Source organism: Embleya sp. NPDC020886 (genome assembly GCF_044333915.1).
In the GTDB taxonomy this organism is placed as follows: domain Bacteria; phylum Actinomycetota; class Actinomycetes; order Streptomycetales; family Streptomycetaceae; genus Embleya.
In genome coordinates this window covers 234,171-250,164 of the sequence record NZ_JBIRRX010000007.1, presented here as the reverse complement: position 1 = coordinate 250,164, position 15,994 = coordinate 234,171, and the positions used below count along the sequence as shown (strand labels likewise).

Sequence of the window (15,994 nt, the reverse complement as noted above, 5' to 3'; positions counted from 1 at the left end):
GTGGTGGCCTCTCTCGTCGGTGAAGGGTGGGTGGGGAGGCGGGGCGTCGGTGCGGCTCTCGGGTCAGGCGTCCACGGGCTGCCGCTCCTGCGGCACCGGGACGGCCACGGGTTCGGCCCTGGCGGGTACCCGCTTCAGGCCCAGCAACGCCACCCCGACGACCAGGACCAACATCACCCCGGCGATCACGAAGCTGAGCGTGAACCGGCTCTCGGCCGGGATCGGCGGGACGCCGGCGGGCAGGCCCCGGACCGACTCGGAGGCCAGCAGCGTGGTGATCACGGCGCTGGCGATCGAGCTGCCGACGCTGCGCGAGATGGAGTTGATGCCGTTCGCGATGCCGGTCTGGTGGTGCGGCACGTTGGCCACGATCAGCGCGGGCATCGCCGCGTACCCGAAGGAGATCGCGATGCCGGTGAGCATGCCCGCGAGGATCACCGACGCGGAGGTGCCATGGCCGAAGGCGAGCCACGCGAAGCCGGCGATGCCCACCGTCGAGCCGATCGCCAGGGTCGTGCGGGCACCGATCCTGCCCACCAGGAGACCGCCCAGCGGCGCCGCGAGCAGCGAGATCAGCGCGCCCGGCAGCAGGTATTCGACCGAGGCCCGCAACACCGACGCGGTGAATCCGTAGCCGGCCACCCGCTCCGGCATCTGCACCAGGTAGGAGATGCCGATGAATTGGCTGAACGCGGCAAAGCCGACGAACAGACCGGCCAGGTTGGTCAGCAGCACCGGACGGTGCACGAACATCCGCAGGTCCACCAGCGGGTCGGCGACCCGGCGCTCGACTCGGACCCACACACCCGCCGTCAGCACCGCGCCGACGAAGGCGCCGATGGTCCGGCCGGACGCCCAACCCCATTCGTGGCCCTGCGAGATGCCCAGGAGCAGCAGCACCAGGAACAGGCCGAGGGTGGCCGCGCCGAGCAGGTCGATCCGGCCGCCCGCCTTGCTGCCCCCGGCCGGCACCCGCAGGATCACCGCGAGCAGGGCGACGGCGGACAGGATCGCGGAGAACCAGAAGACCAGGTGGTAGTTCGGGTCGTCGCCGCGGGTGAGCAGCCCGGTGGCCACCAGCGAGAGGCCGCTGCCGAACGCGAGGGTGCCGCTGATCAGCGACATCGCACCGGGCAGCTTCTCCACCGGGAGCTCCTCGCGAATGATCGACAACGCGAGCGGGAAGATCGCGGTCGCCGCGCCCTGGAGCACCCGGCCCAGGATCAGCAGCGGCAGCGAGGACGTGACCGCCGCCAGCACGGAGCCGGCGATCATCACGATCAGCACGCCGACCAGGGTCGGCTTCTTGCCGTGCTGGTCGCCGAAGCGGCCGAGCAGCGGGGTGAACACGGCCGCGGACAGCAGCGTCGCGGTGGTCACCCAGCCGACGCCGGCGGGAGTGGTGCCCAGCTCCTGTTGGAGCAGCCCGAGGATCGGGATGACCTGGGTCTGCGCCATCGCGACGACCATGGCGGCCAGACCCAGGGCGAGGATCAGCGGGGCACCGGATCGTCCCTTGTCGGCGGTGGCGCCACCGGCGGCGGTACCGGTGCCCTTGCCGGGCGGGGTGAGGCTCACGGGGTGCTCTTCCTGGAAGGGGACGGGGCAGGAGGGAAGCTTGGGAGCCTCGATGGTTGAGGTCTTCAAGCAATACGACGGACCGACCGTAGACAGTCGGAAATTGCTACGTCAAGTTCAAAGGTTGAAGTCCTCAACCTTTTTGCGTTAACTTGGCTCCATGAGCAGCACTGCGGACCGCCCCGACACCGCCGAGATCATGGACGCCATGGCCGCCGTCGGCACGGCGTACTTCCACGACTTCGCCGCCGTGGTCAGCCGGCACGGCCTCACCTCGGTGCAGGCCAAGACGCTGTCCCTGCTCCGCCGCCCGCTGCCGATGCGCGGGCTCGCCGACCGCCTGGTGTGCGACGCCTCGAACGTCACCGGCATCGTGGACCGGCTCGAATCGCGCGGCCTGGTCCGCCGCGAGCCCGACCCGAACGACCGCCGGGTCAAGAACGTGGTGGCCACCGACGAGGGCCACGCCACGATCCGCCGCATCCGCAGCGAGATGAAGACCACCCGCGCCGCCCTCGACGCCCTCACCCCAGAGGAACGCCTCGCGCTGTACCGCCTGTTGGCCCGGCTGCGGCCGGCCATGGAGGCTCCGCACGCCTGACCGGAATCGGTCGCCTCGCCGGGCCGGGCACCGGCGTGGTCGAACTGCCCAACGGCGTCACCATCGTCGTCGCACCGTACTGCCCGCGCCGCTGCGGGTTCGGCCTGCGCCGGGGCCGCCCTGGGTGATCGACGCCGACAGAGCGCCCGCACCCGCCCGGCGCGGACCAAGGCGACGGCGCCGCCGGGGTCACGGGTGCGGCAGGTCCGCCAGGCCGCGGATGAAGACGTCCAGGCCGAATTCGACCCGGGCCAACCGGCCGCCGGTGGTCATGTGCGGCTTCAGGGCGATCAGGGTCGGGAATCGGTCCGGGGGCAACGACTCGATGACCTCGCCGAGGTAGGACTGGGCCATCGCCATCGGATCCTCCCCGTGTTCGGACCGGGACAGGTGCAGCGCCGCCTCGTAGACGTCGGCCGAGATGTAGAGCTGAAGCACGTCCAGCACCCACGCGCTGGCCTGTTCGGGGACACCGCCGCCGCGCATCACGGCCAATAGCCCCTCGCTGATCCGCAGCGCGTTGGGTCCGGAGGGGATCGCCGCCAGTACCGCCCGGCCCAGGTCGTGGTGTGCGGCCAACACGGTCCGGAAGTCCAGCACCACCTCCTTGAGTTGGGCCTGCCAGCGCTCGGGGTCCGGCTCCGGGATCACCACGTCGCCGAGCACGTGGTCCAGCACCAGTTCGAGCAGTTCCTCCTTGCTCGACACGTGGACGTACAACGACGCCGGTCCGGTCTGCAATTCGTCGGCGACCCGCCGCATGCTCACCGCTTCGAGGCCGCCCTCGTCCAGCACGGCCAGCGCCGCCCGCACGATCGACGCCCGACTCAGCGGCGGGCGCACCGGCTTGGCCCGGCCGCGCCGCCACGGCGGGGTGGGCAGTTCCGGCACGTCGGCGCCCGCGTCCGCGGGCGGTCGGTCGGGGGTGCCTGGGGATCCGGTCCGCGGCGTTCTCGCCATCTGTTGCCGTCCTGTTTCGATCGGGGGTTGCGAACAGCGTAGTTGACCCGAACACTGACTCCTGGAACGAACAGCGATCGTTCCACCGAACGACATTCGTTCGGTACGAACCTTATTCGTCGAGGAGAGTCATGGATGTCAGCACCTTCCCGTCGGGCGCCCCGCCGGCCCCGGACCGGCCTTCGGTGACGGAGGCCGTGCCCCATCCGCGGCGGTGGGCGGCGCTCGCCGTGGCCCTGTTGGCCGAGACGATGGACCTGCTCGACGCGACCGTGGTCGGGGTCGCCGCGCCGTCGGTGCGGGCGGACCTGGGCGGCGGTTCGACCGGGCTGCAGTGGATCGCCGCCGCGTACACGCTGACCTTCGCCGTCGGCCTGATCACCGGCGGTCGGCTCGGCGACATCCTGGGCCGCCGCCGGATGTTCCTGATCGGCCTCGGCGGCTTCACCGCGACCTCGGCGTTGTGCGCGGTCGCGCCGTCCATCGGGCTGCTGATCGCGGCTCGCGCGGTGCAGGGCCTGTTCGCCGCGCTGACCATCCCGCAGACGTATTCGGTGGTGGTGTCGGTCTTCGCGCCGGCCGAACGCGGCAAAGCCTTCGGCCTGTTCGGGCCGGTGATGGCGTTGGCCTCGGTGGGCGGCCCGATCGTGGCCGGCGCGCTGATCGAGGCGGATCCCGCGGGCACCGGCTGGCGGGCGATCTTCCTGATCAACGTGCCGCTGGGCGTGTTGGCCATCCTCGGCGCGCTGCGCTACGTGCCCGAATCGCGGGCGCCGCGGCGGCCCGGGCTCGACCCGATCGGCATGGTGTTGGTCTCGGCCGCCGTGCTGCTGTTGGTGTATCCGCTGGTCCAGGGGCGCGAATCGGGTTGGCCCGGTTGGACGTTCGCCTCGATGGCGGGCGCGTTGCCGGTGTTGGCGGCCTTCGCCTGGTGGCAGCGGCGGATCGCGCGAGCCGGTGGATCACCGCTGGTGGTACCGAGCCTGCTCGCCAAACGGGCGTTCACCGGCAGCCTGTCGGTGGGCCTGGTGTTCTTCGCCGCGATGAACGGACTGATCCTGGTGTTCGGCCTGTTCCTCCAGATCGGCCTGGGCTGGTCGGCCATCCACGCCGGCCTGGCGAGCACCCCGATCGCGCTGGGCGTGGTGCTCGGCGCGGTGGCCGCCGGTGCCGTGCTGGTGCCGCGGTTCGGCCGGACCGTCCTGCACGCGGGCGCGGTGGTGATGGCGGTGGGCGTGGCCGCGCTGTCCCTGACCCTGCATCGGGTGGGCGCCGACGTGGACGCCGGGCAGCTCGCACCGTCCCTGGTGGTCGTCGGGATCGGCATGGGCCTGGTGCTCGCCCCGTTCTTCGACATCGCACTGGCGAGCGTCGACGAGCACGAGACCGGCTCGGCGTCCGGCGTGCTGAACGCCAACCAGCAACTCGGCGCCACGCTGGGGGTGGCGATCCTGGGCACGGTGTTCTTCGACGCCGCCGCCGCACCGGACGCCGCGGATCGGGCCGATGCGTACACGCACGCGCTGGAACAGACCCTGTGGGTGGTCGTGGCCGCACTCGCGCTCGTCGTACTCACCGCGTTCCTGCTGCCGCGCCGGCCGCGCGACGAGGAGCCGATCGACTCGCCTTAGGGCGTGGCCGGGGTGGACGGCGGTGGGGTGTCGGGGGGGATCGTGCCGCCGAGGGCGCACCGGATCAGCGACGCGGTGCGGTACGGCCAGTTCGCCGGGATCGGCGCGCCCGCCGGCTCACGGCCGTACCAGGCGCCATGTTCGACCTGTGGTCGCACGCCGGCGTCGGCGCGCATGCCGAGGCGATCCTGGCCCGGCTGCGTGCGGGCACCATGCCGTGCGACGGGCCCTGGCCGGCCGACCGGGTGGACGCCTTCGCCCGCTGGGTCGACGAGGGCATGCCCGAGTAACCCCCGAGCAGGGTGGTGCCGGCGGTCCGCGCCACGGGGCCGATCGCCGGCACCGCCCGCCCGAGTCGACCGCCCGGCGACCCGGGCCGTGTATCGATTCCCCCACAGCGCCTTCGGCGCGATCCCAAACCGCGAATGGCCACAGTACGCTCGGCGAAAACGGGGAATCGGTGGTGCGGAGGCAGGCGAACGTGACATCCATACCGGCGGGGGACGCGGGAGACGACGACGAGACCTGGCGGTTGCCCCGCCTCGACGAGGTCGAGAGTCGGTTGCCCGCACGGATCGACACGAGCATTCCGCACACCGCCCGGATCTACGACTATCTGCTGGGCGGCAAGAACAACTTCGCGGTGGACCGCGCGGCGGCGGACACCATCGTCGCCGCCATTCCCGACCTGCCGGTCACCCTGCAACTCAATCGGCTCTTCCTGCGCCGCGCGGTGCGCTACGCCGCGCGCCGGGGCATCCGGCAGTTCCTGGACATCGGCACCGGCATTCCCACCTCGGGCAACACCCACGAGGTGGCGCACGAGATCGCCCCGGACGCCCGGGTGGCGTACGTGGACAACGACCCGATCGTGCTGGTGCACGGGCGGGCGCTGATGGCCGACGCCGGACCCGGCCGGACCACCTTCACCCAGGCCGACCTGCGCTCGCCCCAGGACATCCTGTCGGCGCCCGAGGTGCTGGAGGTGATCGACTTCGGCGAGCCCGTCGCGCTGATGCTGGTCGCCATACTGCACTTCATCCGGGACGACGAGAAGCCGCACGAGATCGTCGCCCGACTGCGCGACGCGCTGCCCGCCGGCAGCATGCTGCTGCTCTCGCACGCGTCCTTCGACGCCGACCCGAACCAGGGCCGCAAGGGCGCCGACGGATGGAAGAACGCCTCCGCCGAGATGACCATGCGCGGCCACGACGACATCCTGTCGCTGTTCGCCGGCTTCGACCTGGTCGACCCCGGTCTGCGCACCCACTGGAACCCGGACGCGGAGCCGGACCACCCCCTGGACACGGTGGAGAACGTCTGGGGTTACGGCGCGGTCGGCATCAAGCCCTGACGGTGCACCGCGCCGGACAGCCGCGTCCGAGCCGGGAACGGCCCGTCGGGATCGCCGACGGGCCGCGACTCCCGGATGGAGGGGATCACCCGGTCTCGCCGGCGACCACCCGGCGAAGCGGTGGCTCCGCCATCGGCTCGGCGCGCCGGCCGATGATGGATTCGGCGATCTCACCGCTGCGCACGGCCAGGTTCGACAGCAGCGACGAGGTCAGGCCGTGGGTGTGCTCGGTACCGCCCTGGAGGTAGATGCCGCAGCCCAACTCGGGCGTGGTGACCAGCCGGTAGTCCCGGGCGACGCGATGCCGACCCGTGTCGTCGCGCAGGCAGTATCGATCGAGGTCGCCGAGCAGCGCGGTCGGCTCCATCGCGTCGTAGCCGGTGGCGAACACGATCGCGTCCACGTCCAGTTCCGGCGTCTCGTCGGTCGGCAGGGACAGCAGCGACACCCGCGTCTCGTCGCCGGCCCGCTTGACCTGGTCGACCCTGGTCAGGTTGAGGAAGCGCAACCGGTCCAGGCCGCGCACCTCTTCGTCGTACGAACGCCGATACAGGTCGCGGATCACCTCGTCGTCGACCACCGAGTAGTTGGTGTTCCGGTGGTAGTGCCAGAACGCCTCGCGGGAGCGATCCGTCCCGAAGTAGTAGGTGTCCACCGCGCCCGGGTCGAAGATCTGGTTCGCGAAGGGGGTGTCGTCGGCCACGCAGTAGCCGTAGGACGGAATGATCGAGTAGACCTGCGCGTGCGGCAGTTCGTCGTAGAGATAGCGGGTGATCTCGGCCGCGCTCTGACCCGCGCCGACCACCGCCACGGACTTGAGCCCGGCCGGGTCCATCCGACCGAACTTGTCCAGGAACTCCGAGCTGTGCCACACACGTTCGTCGCGCTGCACACCCTTGGGCATGCGCGGCACCAGGCCGGTGGAGACGGCCACGTTGCGTGCGCCCACCACCCGGGTCGTGGAGCCGCTGCGGACCTCCAGTTCCACGTACGGCTCGCCGGCGTCGCCCTCGGTCGCCGCGGGCCGCCGGATCCCGGTCACCTCGGTGCCGTAGCGGACCCGGTCGGTGAAGCGGGCCGCCGCCCATTCCAGGTACTGGTGGAATTCCTGGCGCGTCGGAAAGAAGTCCTGGTTGTTGACGAACTGCGTCAACCGACCGGACGCATGCAGGAACGACACGAAGCCGAAGCTCGACACCGGATTGCGGAACGTGGCCAGATCCTTCATGAAGGAAATCTGCATGGTCGTCGTGGGCAACAGCATATTGCGATGCCAGCCGAACGCGGGCTGTCGTTCGAAGAACATCGCCGACGGCTGTGACGGATCGTCCGGACCTGCGGACCGATACTCGTCCAGCGCAATGGCCAACGACAGATTGGAAGGGCCGAACCCGATGCCCACCACGTCGTAGATCTCGCGTGCAAAAGTGCCCATAGAAAACTCTCCCGCTAGCAGGGCGGCGACAGGGACTTCCGTATCTTCGGCGGGTCGGTCACGGAAACCGATAAGAGGACCCTGGTCGGGAATTCAGGATAACCATTGTCCGACGTGCCCATGCTCCCGAATCTCTCGACCGGCCATACGGGAGAAACGCATTCGATATTGCGTCTGGGGGCACCGCAGTTCCAACGTAGGGGGGCCGGGCAAACCTTTCAAGGGGCTCGGTCCGCAATACGACCGCCGGGGCCGTCCCGCCGACGGGACAACGCTCCGGTCGGTCCGCCGGCCCGATCGTCCACCCGGGTACCGAACCACTGCCCGGGCACACGAAGCCAGGATGCTCCGCGACATGGCGCACCGGATTACCGAGCGGGTGAGTTCCCGCGTGTTCGTTACCCGGCGGTATCGCGAACCGGGCCGTTCATGGATGGTCGAGCCGATCCGTGGTAATCAATTGGTAACCGGCGCCGGACGCCGGCTCGGCGGACGCCCCTTTCGCCATACACCCGCCGGGTATTCCGGGCTCGGCGGACGATCGACGAATTGCCGGGCGGCCGGGCAGCCGAAGCCGGACCCGTTCCGGAGAACGACCGAAGGGCCCGTGCTCGCGAGCACGGGCCCCGGGATCGTGGTGCGTTGCACCGCCCCGGGCGGTGCACTGTCCACGATCACCCCGTTGTGCCTCGATCACCTGCCGTCAGGCGCTGACCGCCGTCTGCTCCTCGACGTCCTCCAGGACCCGCTCGGCGGCGTTGTCCAGCGTCGCGAGCACCCACTGCTCGAAGTCGATCCCCGATTGCTCCGCGGCCTTGTGCCACCACTGGATGCGATCGCCCGGCACCGCGAGCCGGCGCGTCGCCTCGGCCTGCCGGCCGTCCTGCCCCTCGGTCGCCGCCCGGACGTCACGGATGGCGTTGCGAAGCTGTTTGGTGGTCCACTTCATCTCTTCCGCGCGGTCCAGCCACAGTTCCTGTTCGGCGAGCGGCAACGAGGCCAATTCCGCATGGTGTTGGAAACTCAGTGCCGACCGCCTGCGATGGAACTCGAAACGCCTCGAAACCCATGCATAATTCCTTAGCGTCTGGTAGCTTAATCCGGCCGCGCGTATCCCCCGCTGGTACAGATCGGTATAGTGGTCCTTGCCGTATACCAACCAGTCGCCGAGCCACCACGACGAGGAATCCAGGATTCCCGACAGCTTGCGACCGGCCTGCTCCCAGTCTTCGAAGGTCATATCGGCAGGTATTTGCAGACCCACTTTTGTGGTGAGCAGCCGACCGCAGTGCGGATGGTCCCCGATGGCTCTCCGCGGTCGGGCGACGACCCCCGGGCCCGAGCGAAGCTGCGTCTCTCTCGCGATTTCATGATTTCTGGTTTGATTCGCCACCATGCCTCCATGTGAGTGCACGCTCGAACAAGCGAATGTTGCGCAGATTCCGTGCCGCTCTTGCGCAGTTCGTTGCCACGGGGAGTCCCACCACGGGTGCATACCAGACATATCCGATATACATTCGGTCGACCATCGATCCCATCGGCGCGATCGGACCCGAAGGCCACTCTCGGATCGCTCCCGGCCGAATGTTCGACGACCTGGGCTCCACCTGCGTACGACCGTGCCACGCGATCCTTGGGATCGCGCGGTCGGACATGGTGGACATATGTACGAATGCGTGCATCAACGACTTGCCCCGTTCGCCTCTTTGCAGATCCCCGTTGGCATTGCGGCTACCGGCGTCACGCCTTGCCGTCTCCCGAAGATCCACATTCAAAGTGGGCCTCTTCGACGGCCTACCCGAGTAGATCCCAGCAACTCCCGGAAATCAAGGAAACGGCCGCTGATCGTTTCGGAACGATACCGCCCACTGTCGCCGGGTAGTCGATCGTCTCATTCCACAACCGGCGAAAAAAGATTTGACCAACCAAGTTGTTTCCATACATGGCCGGGGTGATCGGATCGAGCGAGTTCGCGGGGCCGGTCACTATAAGGGCGCGTACCTGCTGCGGCTCGAAAACCCGGCCGTCTTGACGCGGTCCTAACGGCACCGATAGGCGGGTGTCATCGCACATTCACGACCGGGCCGCATGGGGAATGACTTCGACCATCCGGACGGATTCTTCGGTGCCCCGTTCGAGTGCCGGCGACGCGCGTCGATCGATCGAATTCGGCCGGCCCGGATCCGCGCCGAACCGGGCCGGCGCTCGGCTCCGCGGCGGTTCCCGGCCTGTGCACCGCACCGGACGCGGCCGGGTCGGGCGTCGACCCACCACCGGGCGAGTCGGCCGGCCGGTGGGCGATCCGCAGATGCGGGCCCGGCTCGCCGCAGCCCGCCGGCGACGACCTCGGCCCGGCCCGCGAACCCCGTCGCGCACCCCGTCGCGCACCCGCCCGCACCCCGACCGAGCGCCCGACGGAACGCCGGGGGGAATTACCCGAATCGACTCCGATGAAATCCCCGAATATCAATTGCAGGTGGTTGTCCCGTCAACGGGACGAGTGCGGCCCACACCTCGTGCTAACTTCGGCCCGCGGCGATCCCGCTCCTTTCCGGCATGCCTGCATCGGGCGAACGCCGTGTTTCCGTCCGGTCGAACACACCGTTTCGCATCGGCATTGATTTCACCCCGGACACAAATCGCGGAGAACAAGGGAATCAAAGTGACCCAGACAAACACCCAGGCGACTTCGGACGGCAACCGCACGGCTCGGCCGCGGCGTTTCCTGATGTGCCGGCCCACCTACTTCGATGTCACGTATTCGATCAATCCGTGGATGGACCCGCGGGTGCCCACCTCCGCGGACACCGGGTCGGCCCAGTGGAAGGGTCTGCACGATGCCTACGTCGCGCTCGGGCACGACGTGGCGTTGATCGAACCGGTGCCCGGTCTCCCGGACATGGTGTTCGCGGCCAACGGCGCGACGGTCGTGGACGGCAAGGTGCTCGTCGCCCGGTTTCGCCACCCGCAGCGCGCCGACGAATCGCAGGCGTACCTCGACTGGTTCCGCGCCGACGGATGGTCCGAGGTACGCCAGGCCGAGAGCCTCAACGAGGGCGAGGGCGACTTCCTCTACGTGGGCGGCGAACTGCTGGCCGGCTCCGGATTCCGCAGCGACCTGCGCGGGCACCACGAGGCACGGGAGTTCTTCGGCATCCCGGTGCTCAGCCTGACCTTGGTCGACCCCAGGTTCTACCACCTGGACACCGCGCTCACGGTGCTCGGCCCCGACGAGATCATGTACTACCCGCAGGCGTTCTCCCCCGACAGCCGGCGGCTGCTGGCCGAGCGCTTCCCCGACGCGATCCTGGCCGACGAGGCCACCGCGGTCGTCTTCGGGCTCAACGCGCTGTCCGACGGCCGACACGTGCTGTTGCCGGAACGCGCCGTCGAACTCGCCGGCCCGCAGCTCCGCGAACGTGGCTACGTCCCGATCGGGATCGACCTGGTCGAGTTGCTCAAGGCCGGCGGCAACGCCAAGTGCTGCACGCTCGAACTGCGCCGCTGAGCGGCCCCGATGCGGGGCGGGGCGCTCGTTCGGTACCGGGTCCCGTCGACGGGACAGCCCCCGCCGGCGGCGCCGAGGATTCGTGGTGGGCCCAATTGTTCGCGGCCGACTCGACCGACCGTCGTTTCCGGTCACCGAATTCCGACCGGGAAGTACGCTCGCCTCACCGGAGCGGGTGTCGGAATACGGATCGGGAAGTCGGCGGGGTTCGGGTGCGACCCCTGCGGCCGGGTCGCACCGAATTACCCGAATCGCCGGCCGGACAAGGCTGATCATCGGTTCCACCCATCGACTGCCGTCGGGAAATGCCTCCGCCCGGGCAATTCCCGTCGGCGGCCCGGTTCCTCCTGCGGCCGGCCGGTCACAGGAGGAACCGGGTCATCGCCCGGGAAATACCGCCGGCCGAGAAATCCGCCGGAATTCGGGGCACCCCGAGCGCGCGACGATGCCGAAGGGCTCGGCCCGTCACCTGGTGACGGGCCGAGCCCTTCGGCATCGTGCGACACGGTGACGGGCCTACACCTTCGGGGCCTCGCGGTTGAAGATCGAGCGCGACCACAGGTAGCCGACCAACGCCAGGCCGAGGCACCAGGCCAGGGCGATCCAGGCGTCGTTGCCGATCCCGGTGCCCAGGAGCAGGCCGCGCAGCGTCTCGTTGATCGGGGTGAACGGCTGGTATTCGGCGAACCAGCGCAGCCCGGTGGGCATCGAGTCGGGCGTGACGATCGCACTGCCCAGGAACGGCAGGAAGGTCAGCGGCAGCGGCGCGTTGCTCGCGGTCTCCACGGTCGAGGCGCCCAGGCCCATCGCGGCCGAGAGCCAACTGAACCCGAAGGCGAGCAGGAGCAACAGGCCGATGGAGGCCAGCCATTCGATCGGGGTCGCGTTCGACCGGAAACCGACCGCGAAGGCGACGCCGGTCACCATGACCAGCGCGATCATGGTCTGGATGACGTTGCCGAGCACGTGACCGGTGAGCACCGAGGCCCGGGAGATGGACATGGTGCGGAAGCGGTTGATGATGCCTTCGGTCATGTCCGAACACACCGACACGGCCGTGGAGACGGCACCGGAGGTGGCCGTCATCAAGATGATGCCCGGGGTGACGTAGTCGATGTAGTCGCCGCGGCCGGAGCCGCCGCCGGGCAGCTCGATGCCGTTGCCGAGCGCGTTGCCGAACACGTAGACGAACAGCAGCAACATCAGGATCGGGGTGATGACCGTCGACAGCGTCATGGACGGGTAGCGCCGGGCGCGCTTGAGGTTGCGGCGCAACATCGTCATCGAGTCGCGTACCGCATAGGTGGAAGTACTCATCGCGCGTTCTCCTTGGACGACTCGGGCCGACCGGTCAGGGCGAGGAAGACATCGTCGAGGTCGGGGGTGTGCACGGACAGCGACTGCGCCTCCGCACCGGCGTACTCCAGCGCGTCCAGCACGTCGCGCAGGGCCGCGATGTTGCCGTCGCCGGGGATTTGCAGGGCGAGTTCCTCGTTGTCGCGCAGCGCGCCGGGGAACAGCGCGGCCGCCGCGTCCAGGCGCCGCTCGGTGGCGAAGAACACCCGGATGTGCCCGCCGGGGATGCGCCCCTTGAGCTCGGCCGCGGTGCCCTCGGCAACCAGCCTCCCGTGGTCCAACACCGCGATGCGATCCGCGAGTTGGTCCGCCTCCTCCAGATACTGCGTGGTCAGGAAGATGGTCGTGCCGTCGGCGACCAGATCGCGGATCAGGTCCCGCATCACCCGCCGGCTGCGCGGGTCCAGGCCGGTGGTCGGCTCGTCGAGGAAGAGCACACTCGGGCGGCCGACCAGGGTCATCGCCAGGTCGAGCTTGCGTCGCATGCCACCGGAGAAGGTGGACGCCGACTTCCCGGCCTCGGCGGCGAGGTCGAAGCGGTGGAGCAGATCGGCGGCGCGCCGCCGGCCCTCCCGCCGGTCCAGGTGGTGCAGGTCCGCCATCAGGAGCAGGTTCTCCTCGGCGGTGAGCAGGTTGTCCACCGCCGCGAACTGTCCGGTGACGCCGATCTCCCGGCGGATCCCGTCCGGGTCGGTCCGCAGGTCGTGCCCGGCCACCCGCGCCTCGCCCGCGTCGGCGCCGATCAACGTGGTGAGGATCTGCACGGTGGTGGTCTTGCCGGCGCCGTTGGGACCCAGGAGGGCGAAGATCGTGCCCTCGGGGATGTGCAGGTCGATGCCGTCGAGCACGACCTTGTCGCCGTAGGACTTGCGCACCCCGCGGGCGGTGATTCCGCCCGGGGTGGCGATCCGAGTGGTGGTGGCGGTCATCGCGCCCACCCTTCCTTTCCCTGGATCTGTCGAATGGTTCGGCGCCGGCATGGCAGTGCCGCGGCGCCATGGTGGTGCCAAGTACCGATCGGTCCGTGATCGGGTCGCAATCCGGCGGCGATCCGACCACAACAACCGCTTCCGGTGACCCTGGAGGTCCGTTGCGGCCAGCATGGCACACTTTTGACGCCACAGTGAACCCCATGGAGCCAAAGTGGCGTCATTTTCGCATCGTGCCTGGTCGGATGGCCGAAACAGGGATGGCGCCATGGCGGCAGGCAGGCGCCCCCTAGGGTGTTGCCTGCTCCGGGATGCGGATCTCGGCTACGGGAGGAGGCCGGTCGCGAATGTCCGATGTGGACGTGCCGGGGTCCGGCCCGCCGGGTTCCGACCCGCCGGGCTCGGACGAGGAGACCAAGTTCGTCACGATGCTCTATCGCGAGTACTCGCGGCCGTTGCTCGCGGTCGTGTCGCGACTGAACGGTGGCGATCGGCAGCGGGCCGAGGACAGCGTGCAGGAGGTGCTGGTCCGGGCCTGGCGCAATCGCACCAAGCTCGATCCCGCCGCGCCGCTGCTGCCCTGGCTGGTCACCGTCGCCCGCCGGCTGGTCATCGACGAGCAGCGGGCCCGCGCGGCCCGTCCGCCGGAGGTCGGCGACGAGCCGTTGGCCACGCTGCCCACCGGCGACGAGGTCGATCGGCTGCTGCGCTCGGTGGTGGTCGGCGACGCGCTGGACGCCCTTTCCACATCGCACCGGGAAATTTTGATCGAAACGTTCTTCCGCGACCGTACTGTCAACCAGGCGGCCGAGGTACTCGGCATCCCGGCGGGTACGGCGAAGTCACGCGTGTACTACGCGCTGCGCGCGCTGCGGCTCGTCCTGGAGGAGAGGGGTGTGTCGGCATGAGCGTGCAACCCGAACATGCGGATGTCGCCGCGTATGCCCTCGGCCTGTTGGAGCCGGCGGACCGGGATGCGTTCGAGGAGCATTTGGCCGGCTGCGACCGCTGTCTCGACGAGCTGGCCGATTTCTCCGGTCTGGCCACGCTGCTGACCGAGGTGCGCGACGAGGGCGTGTACGAACTGCCGGAGCCGGCGGCACCGGCACCCGCGGCGCCGACCCGACCGGCGTGGACACCCGGACCGGTCCCGGTGCCGACGCCGGAACCGACCGCTGCCCCGCCGCCGGTCGCCGGCCCGGGTCCGGTGGACGAATCGGCCGCGCGGCGCAACGCCCGACGCACCCCCCGGCTCGCCCTCCTGGTCGCCGCGTGCGTCGCGCTCCTGGTGATCGGTCTGGGTGCGGGCGTGCTCGCCGGCCGGACCTGGCTCAAGGAGGATTCGTCCACCTCGGCGCAGCAGGCGGACCCGTTCCGGGCCATCGCCGAGAACGGGACGACGCTGCAGGCCACCGATCCGCGCACCGGGGCAGCCGCCCGGATCGCACTGGAGAGCAAGGGCTGGGGCACCAACCTCGCGCTCGAACTGCGCAACGTTCGCGGTCCGTTGCGGTGTTCGCTGGTCGCGATCGGCAAGGACGGCAAGGAACAGCAGATCTCCGGCTGGACGGTCCCGCAGAAGGGCTACGGTGTACCGGGTTCGGAGGCGCCCCTGGTGATCCGGACCGGCACCTGGACGCCCGCGGACCAACTCGCCCGCTTCGAGGTCCGCATCGCCGACGGCGGAACGTTGGTCGGCGTACCGGTCTAGTAGGTGCCGCCGGACGCGCCCGGCGCGAACAAAGAACGGTCCTGCCGTCCCGTCGGATCCGACGGGACGGCAGGACCGTTCGGTTCGGGGTCGGTTACGCGAATCGTCCTTGCAGCAGCCACACGCCCGGGGCGCCCGGGTCCGCGACCGGGTCGCCGAGCAGCCCCCAGAACCGCTCGACCACCGCGGCCCGCGGCACGTCGGCCACGTCCATGCCCTCCGGGAAGACCGAGCTCAGCGCTTCGAGCACCTCGCCGATGCGCTTGCGGCGCATCCCGATCAACCGGGTGATATCCGGCAGTTGGGTCTTCCAGCGACCCACCACCGCCTCGGCGAGCAGGTTTTCCAGTTCGGGGCCGACGCCGGACACCTCGGCCAGGTCACGCATCGACAGGCCGAGGGCGCGGACCAGGAAGCCGGTCCGCTGCTCGTCGGCCCGCCACTTGTTCGCACGTTCGAGTCGGGCGTAGCCGATCTCCTTCATCCGTACCTGGTTGGCGAGTTGGGCGCGGGTGAGGCCGGCCGCGATCCGGTGGTCCTGGAGATTGCTCGGTCGGCCGCCCATGAGTTGGCTCACGGGGACGACCAAGGACTTGGCGAGGGCGAGCAGTTCGGCTTCGTTCGGGCGTTCCGTCCCGGCTTCCCACTGGGCCACGGTCGACGGCAGCACCCGCAGCTCGTACGAAGCCAATGTCGCGGCCACACGCTCGCAGGTTAGCGCCATCACCCCCCGGGCGGAGGCGGCTGCGGACGGCGAGAACGCCGGTCGGACATCGAGGTCATTGGGGTCGGTCACGCGGCAAGCATAGAAAGCCTCGGCGCCGGCGTGGTGCCGACGTCTCCGGGAACACGGCGAACCGGCCCGCGTCCGGGGGACATCGGGCCGGCACCCGGTCCGTACCGGGTGTGCACTCGATCGACCCCGGTCGGC

The 15,994-nt window shown here is 69.7% G+C and carries 14 protein-coding genes; 7 read left to right on the top strand and 7 right to left on the bottom strand.

The features are described from left to right. Window positions 1-63 precede the first annotated feature (63 nt). On the bottom strand, window positions 64-1,578 hold the full coding sequence (locus ACH4U8_RS25205) for an MFS transporter (protein ID WP_379990202.1): 1,515 nt from the start codon (window positions 1,576-1,578) through the stop codon (window positions 64-66). Between the two features lie 160 nt (window positions 1,579-1,738). Between ACH4U8_RS25205 and ACH4U8_RS25200 the strand changes: the two genes are divergently transcribed. Continuing rightward, window positions 1,739-2,179 (top strand): MarR family transcriptional regulator, encoded by a 441-nt coding sequence (locus tag ACH4U8_RS25200; RefSeq protein WP_360313390.1) that lies wholly within the window; start codon window positions 1,739-1,741, stop codon window positions 2,177-2,179. A gap of 189 nt (window positions 2,180-2,368) precedes the next feature. Here ACH4U8_RS25200 and ACH4U8_RS25195 read toward each other — a convergent pair whose 3' ends face one another. After that, complete coding sequence (locus ACH4U8_RS25195) at window positions 2,369-3,139, bottom strand: TetR/AcrR family transcriptional regulator (protein WP_395780330.1); 771 nt, start codon at window positions 3,137-3,139, stop codon at window positions 2,369-2,371. Between the two features lie 131 nt (window positions 3,140-3,270). Here ACH4U8_RS25195 and ACH4U8_RS25190 point away from each other — a divergent pair, with 131 nt between their 5' ends. From ACH4U8_RS25190 to ACH4U8_RS25180, 3 genes are all read left to right on the top strand, one after another. Beyond that, window positions 3,271-4,770, top strand: a complete 1,500-nt coding sequence (locus ACH4U8_RS25190; protein WP_360313394.1) for an MFS transporter — start codon at window positions 3,271-3,273, stop codon at window positions 4,768-4,770. A 137-nt stretch (window positions 4,771-4,907) separates the two neighbouring features. Beyond that, entirely contained in the window at window positions 4,908-5,060 is a 153-nt protein-coding gene (locus ACH4U8_RS25185) for a hypothetical protein (protein WP_395780328.1), read from the top strand. Window positions 5,061-5,251: 191 nt separating this feature from the next. Continuing rightward, entirely contained in the window at window positions 5,252-6,124 is an 873-nt protein-coding gene (locus tag ACH4U8_RS25180) for an SAM-dependent methyltransferase (RefSeq protein WP_360313398.1), read from the top strand. A gap of 85 nt (window positions 6,125-6,209) precedes the next feature. Here the strand turns inward: ACH4U8_RS25180 and ACH4U8_RS25175 are convergent, their stop codons facing one another. Together ACH4U8_RS25175 and ACH4U8_RS25170 are read right to left on the bottom strand one after the other, a co-directional pair. Beyond that, window positions 6,210-7,559: a lysine N(6)-hydroxylase/L-ornithine N(5)-oxygenase family protein gene (locus tag ACH4U8_RS25175; protein ID WP_379990206.1), complete on the bottom strand. Its 1,350-nt coding sequence runs from the start codon at window positions 7,557-7,559 to the stop codon at window positions 6,210-6,212. 703 nt (window positions 7,560-8,262) lie between these two features. Then, window positions 8,263-8,955, bottom strand: coding sequence for an LmbU family transcriptional regulator (locus ACH4U8_RS25170; RefSeq protein WP_395780326.1), 693 nt, complete (start codon window positions 8,953-8,955; stop codon window positions 8,263-8,265). Between the two features lie 1,266 nt (window positions 8,956-10,221). Here ACH4U8_RS25170 and ddaH point away from each other — a divergent pair. Further along, window positions 10,222-11,067 (top strand): dimethylargininase, encoded by an 846-nt coding sequence (gene ddaH / locus ACH4U8_RS25165; RefSeq protein ID WP_360313404.1) that lies wholly within the window; start codon window positions 10,222-10,224, stop codon window positions 11,065-11,067. A gap of 516 nt (window positions 11,068-11,583) precedes the next feature. On the opposite strand, the gene ACH4U8_RS25160 is transcribed toward ddaH, so the two are convergent. Further along, entirely contained in the window at window positions 11,584-12,384 is an 801-nt protein-coding gene (locus tag ACH4U8_RS25160; RefSeq protein WP_360313406.1) for an ABC transporter permease, read from the bottom strand. Next, on the bottom strand, window positions 12,381-13,352 hold the full coding sequence (locus tag ACH4U8_RS25155; RefSeq protein WP_360313408.1) for an ATP-binding cassette domain-containing protein: 972 nt from the start codon (window positions 13,350-13,352) through the stop codon (window positions 12,381-12,383). The genes ACH4U8_RS25160 and ACH4U8_RS25155 overlap by 4 nt, the downstream gene beginning before the upstream one ends. A gap of 347 nt (window positions 13,353-13,699) precedes the next feature. On the opposite strand from ACH4U8_RS25155, the gene ACH4U8_RS25150 reads away from it, so the two are divergent. Next, a complete protein-coding gene (locus ACH4U8_RS25150) occupies window positions 13,700-14,260 on the top strand; it encodes a sigma-70 family RNA polymerase sigma factor (protein ID WP_395780324.1) in 561 nt (186 codons plus the stop codon). Further along, window positions 14,257-15,063, top strand: coding sequence for an anti-sigma factor family protein (locus tag ACH4U8_RS25145; protein ID WP_395780323.1), 807 nt, complete (start codon window positions 14,257-14,259; stop codon window positions 15,061-15,063). The genes ACH4U8_RS25150 and ACH4U8_RS25145 overlap by 4 nt, the downstream gene beginning before the upstream one ends. A gap of 94 nt (window positions 15,064-15,157) precedes the next feature. Here ACH4U8_RS25145 and ACH4U8_RS25140 read toward each other — a convergent pair whose 3' ends face one another. Next, window positions 15,158-15,859 (bottom strand): transcriptional regulator, encoded by a 702-nt coding sequence (locus ACH4U8_RS25140; RefSeq protein ID WP_395780321.1) that lies wholly within the window; start codon window positions 15,857-15,859, stop codon window positions 15,158-15,160. Between the last annotated feature and the right edge of the window lie 135 nt (window positions 15,860-15,994).

Excerpts from the sequence above, each read along its gene's own strand:
- ACH4U8_RS25200 (WP_360313390.1), top strand. The coding sequence starts at position 1,739 with ATGAGCAGCACTGCGGACCGCCCCGACACCGCCGAGATCATGGACGCC.
- ACH4U8_RS25195 (WP_395780330.1), bottom strand. The coding sequence starts at position 3,139 with ATGGCGAGAACGCCGCGGACCGGATCCCCAGGCACCCCCGACCGACCG.
- ACH4U8_RS25190 (WP_360313394.1), top strand. The coding sequence starts at position 3,271 with ATGGATGTCAGCACCTTCCCGTCGGGCGCCCCGCCGGCCCCGGACCGG.
- ACH4U8_RS25185 (WP_395780328.1), top strand. The coding sequence starts at position 4,908 with ATGTTCGACCTGTGGTCGCACGCCGGCGTCGGCGCGCATGCCGAGGCG.
- ACH4U8_RS25175 (WP_379990206.1), bottom strand. The coding sequence starts at position 7,559 with ATGGGCACTTTTGCACGCGAGATCTACGACGTGGTGGGCATCGGGTTC.
- ACH4U8_RS25170 (WP_395780326.1), bottom strand. The coding sequence starts at position 8,955 with ATGGTGGCGAATCAAACCAGAAATCATGAAATCGCGAGAGAGACGCAG.
- ACH4U8_RS25160 (WP_360313406.1), bottom strand. The coding sequence starts at position 12,384 with ATGAGTACTTCCACCTATGCGGTACGCGACTCGATGACGATGTTGCGC.
- ACH4U8_RS25155 (WP_360313408.1), bottom strand. The coding sequence starts at position 13,352 with ATGACCGCCACCACCACTCGGATCGCCACCCCGGGCGGAATCACCGCC.
- ACH4U8_RS25150 (WP_395780324.1), top strand. The coding sequence starts at position 13,700 with ATGTCCGATGTGGACGTGCCGGGGTCCGGCCCGCCGGGTTCCGACCCG.
- ACH4U8_RS25145 (WP_395780323.1), top strand. The coding sequence starts at position 14,257 with ATGAGCGTGCAACCCGAACATGCGGATGTCGCCGCGTATGCCCTCGGC.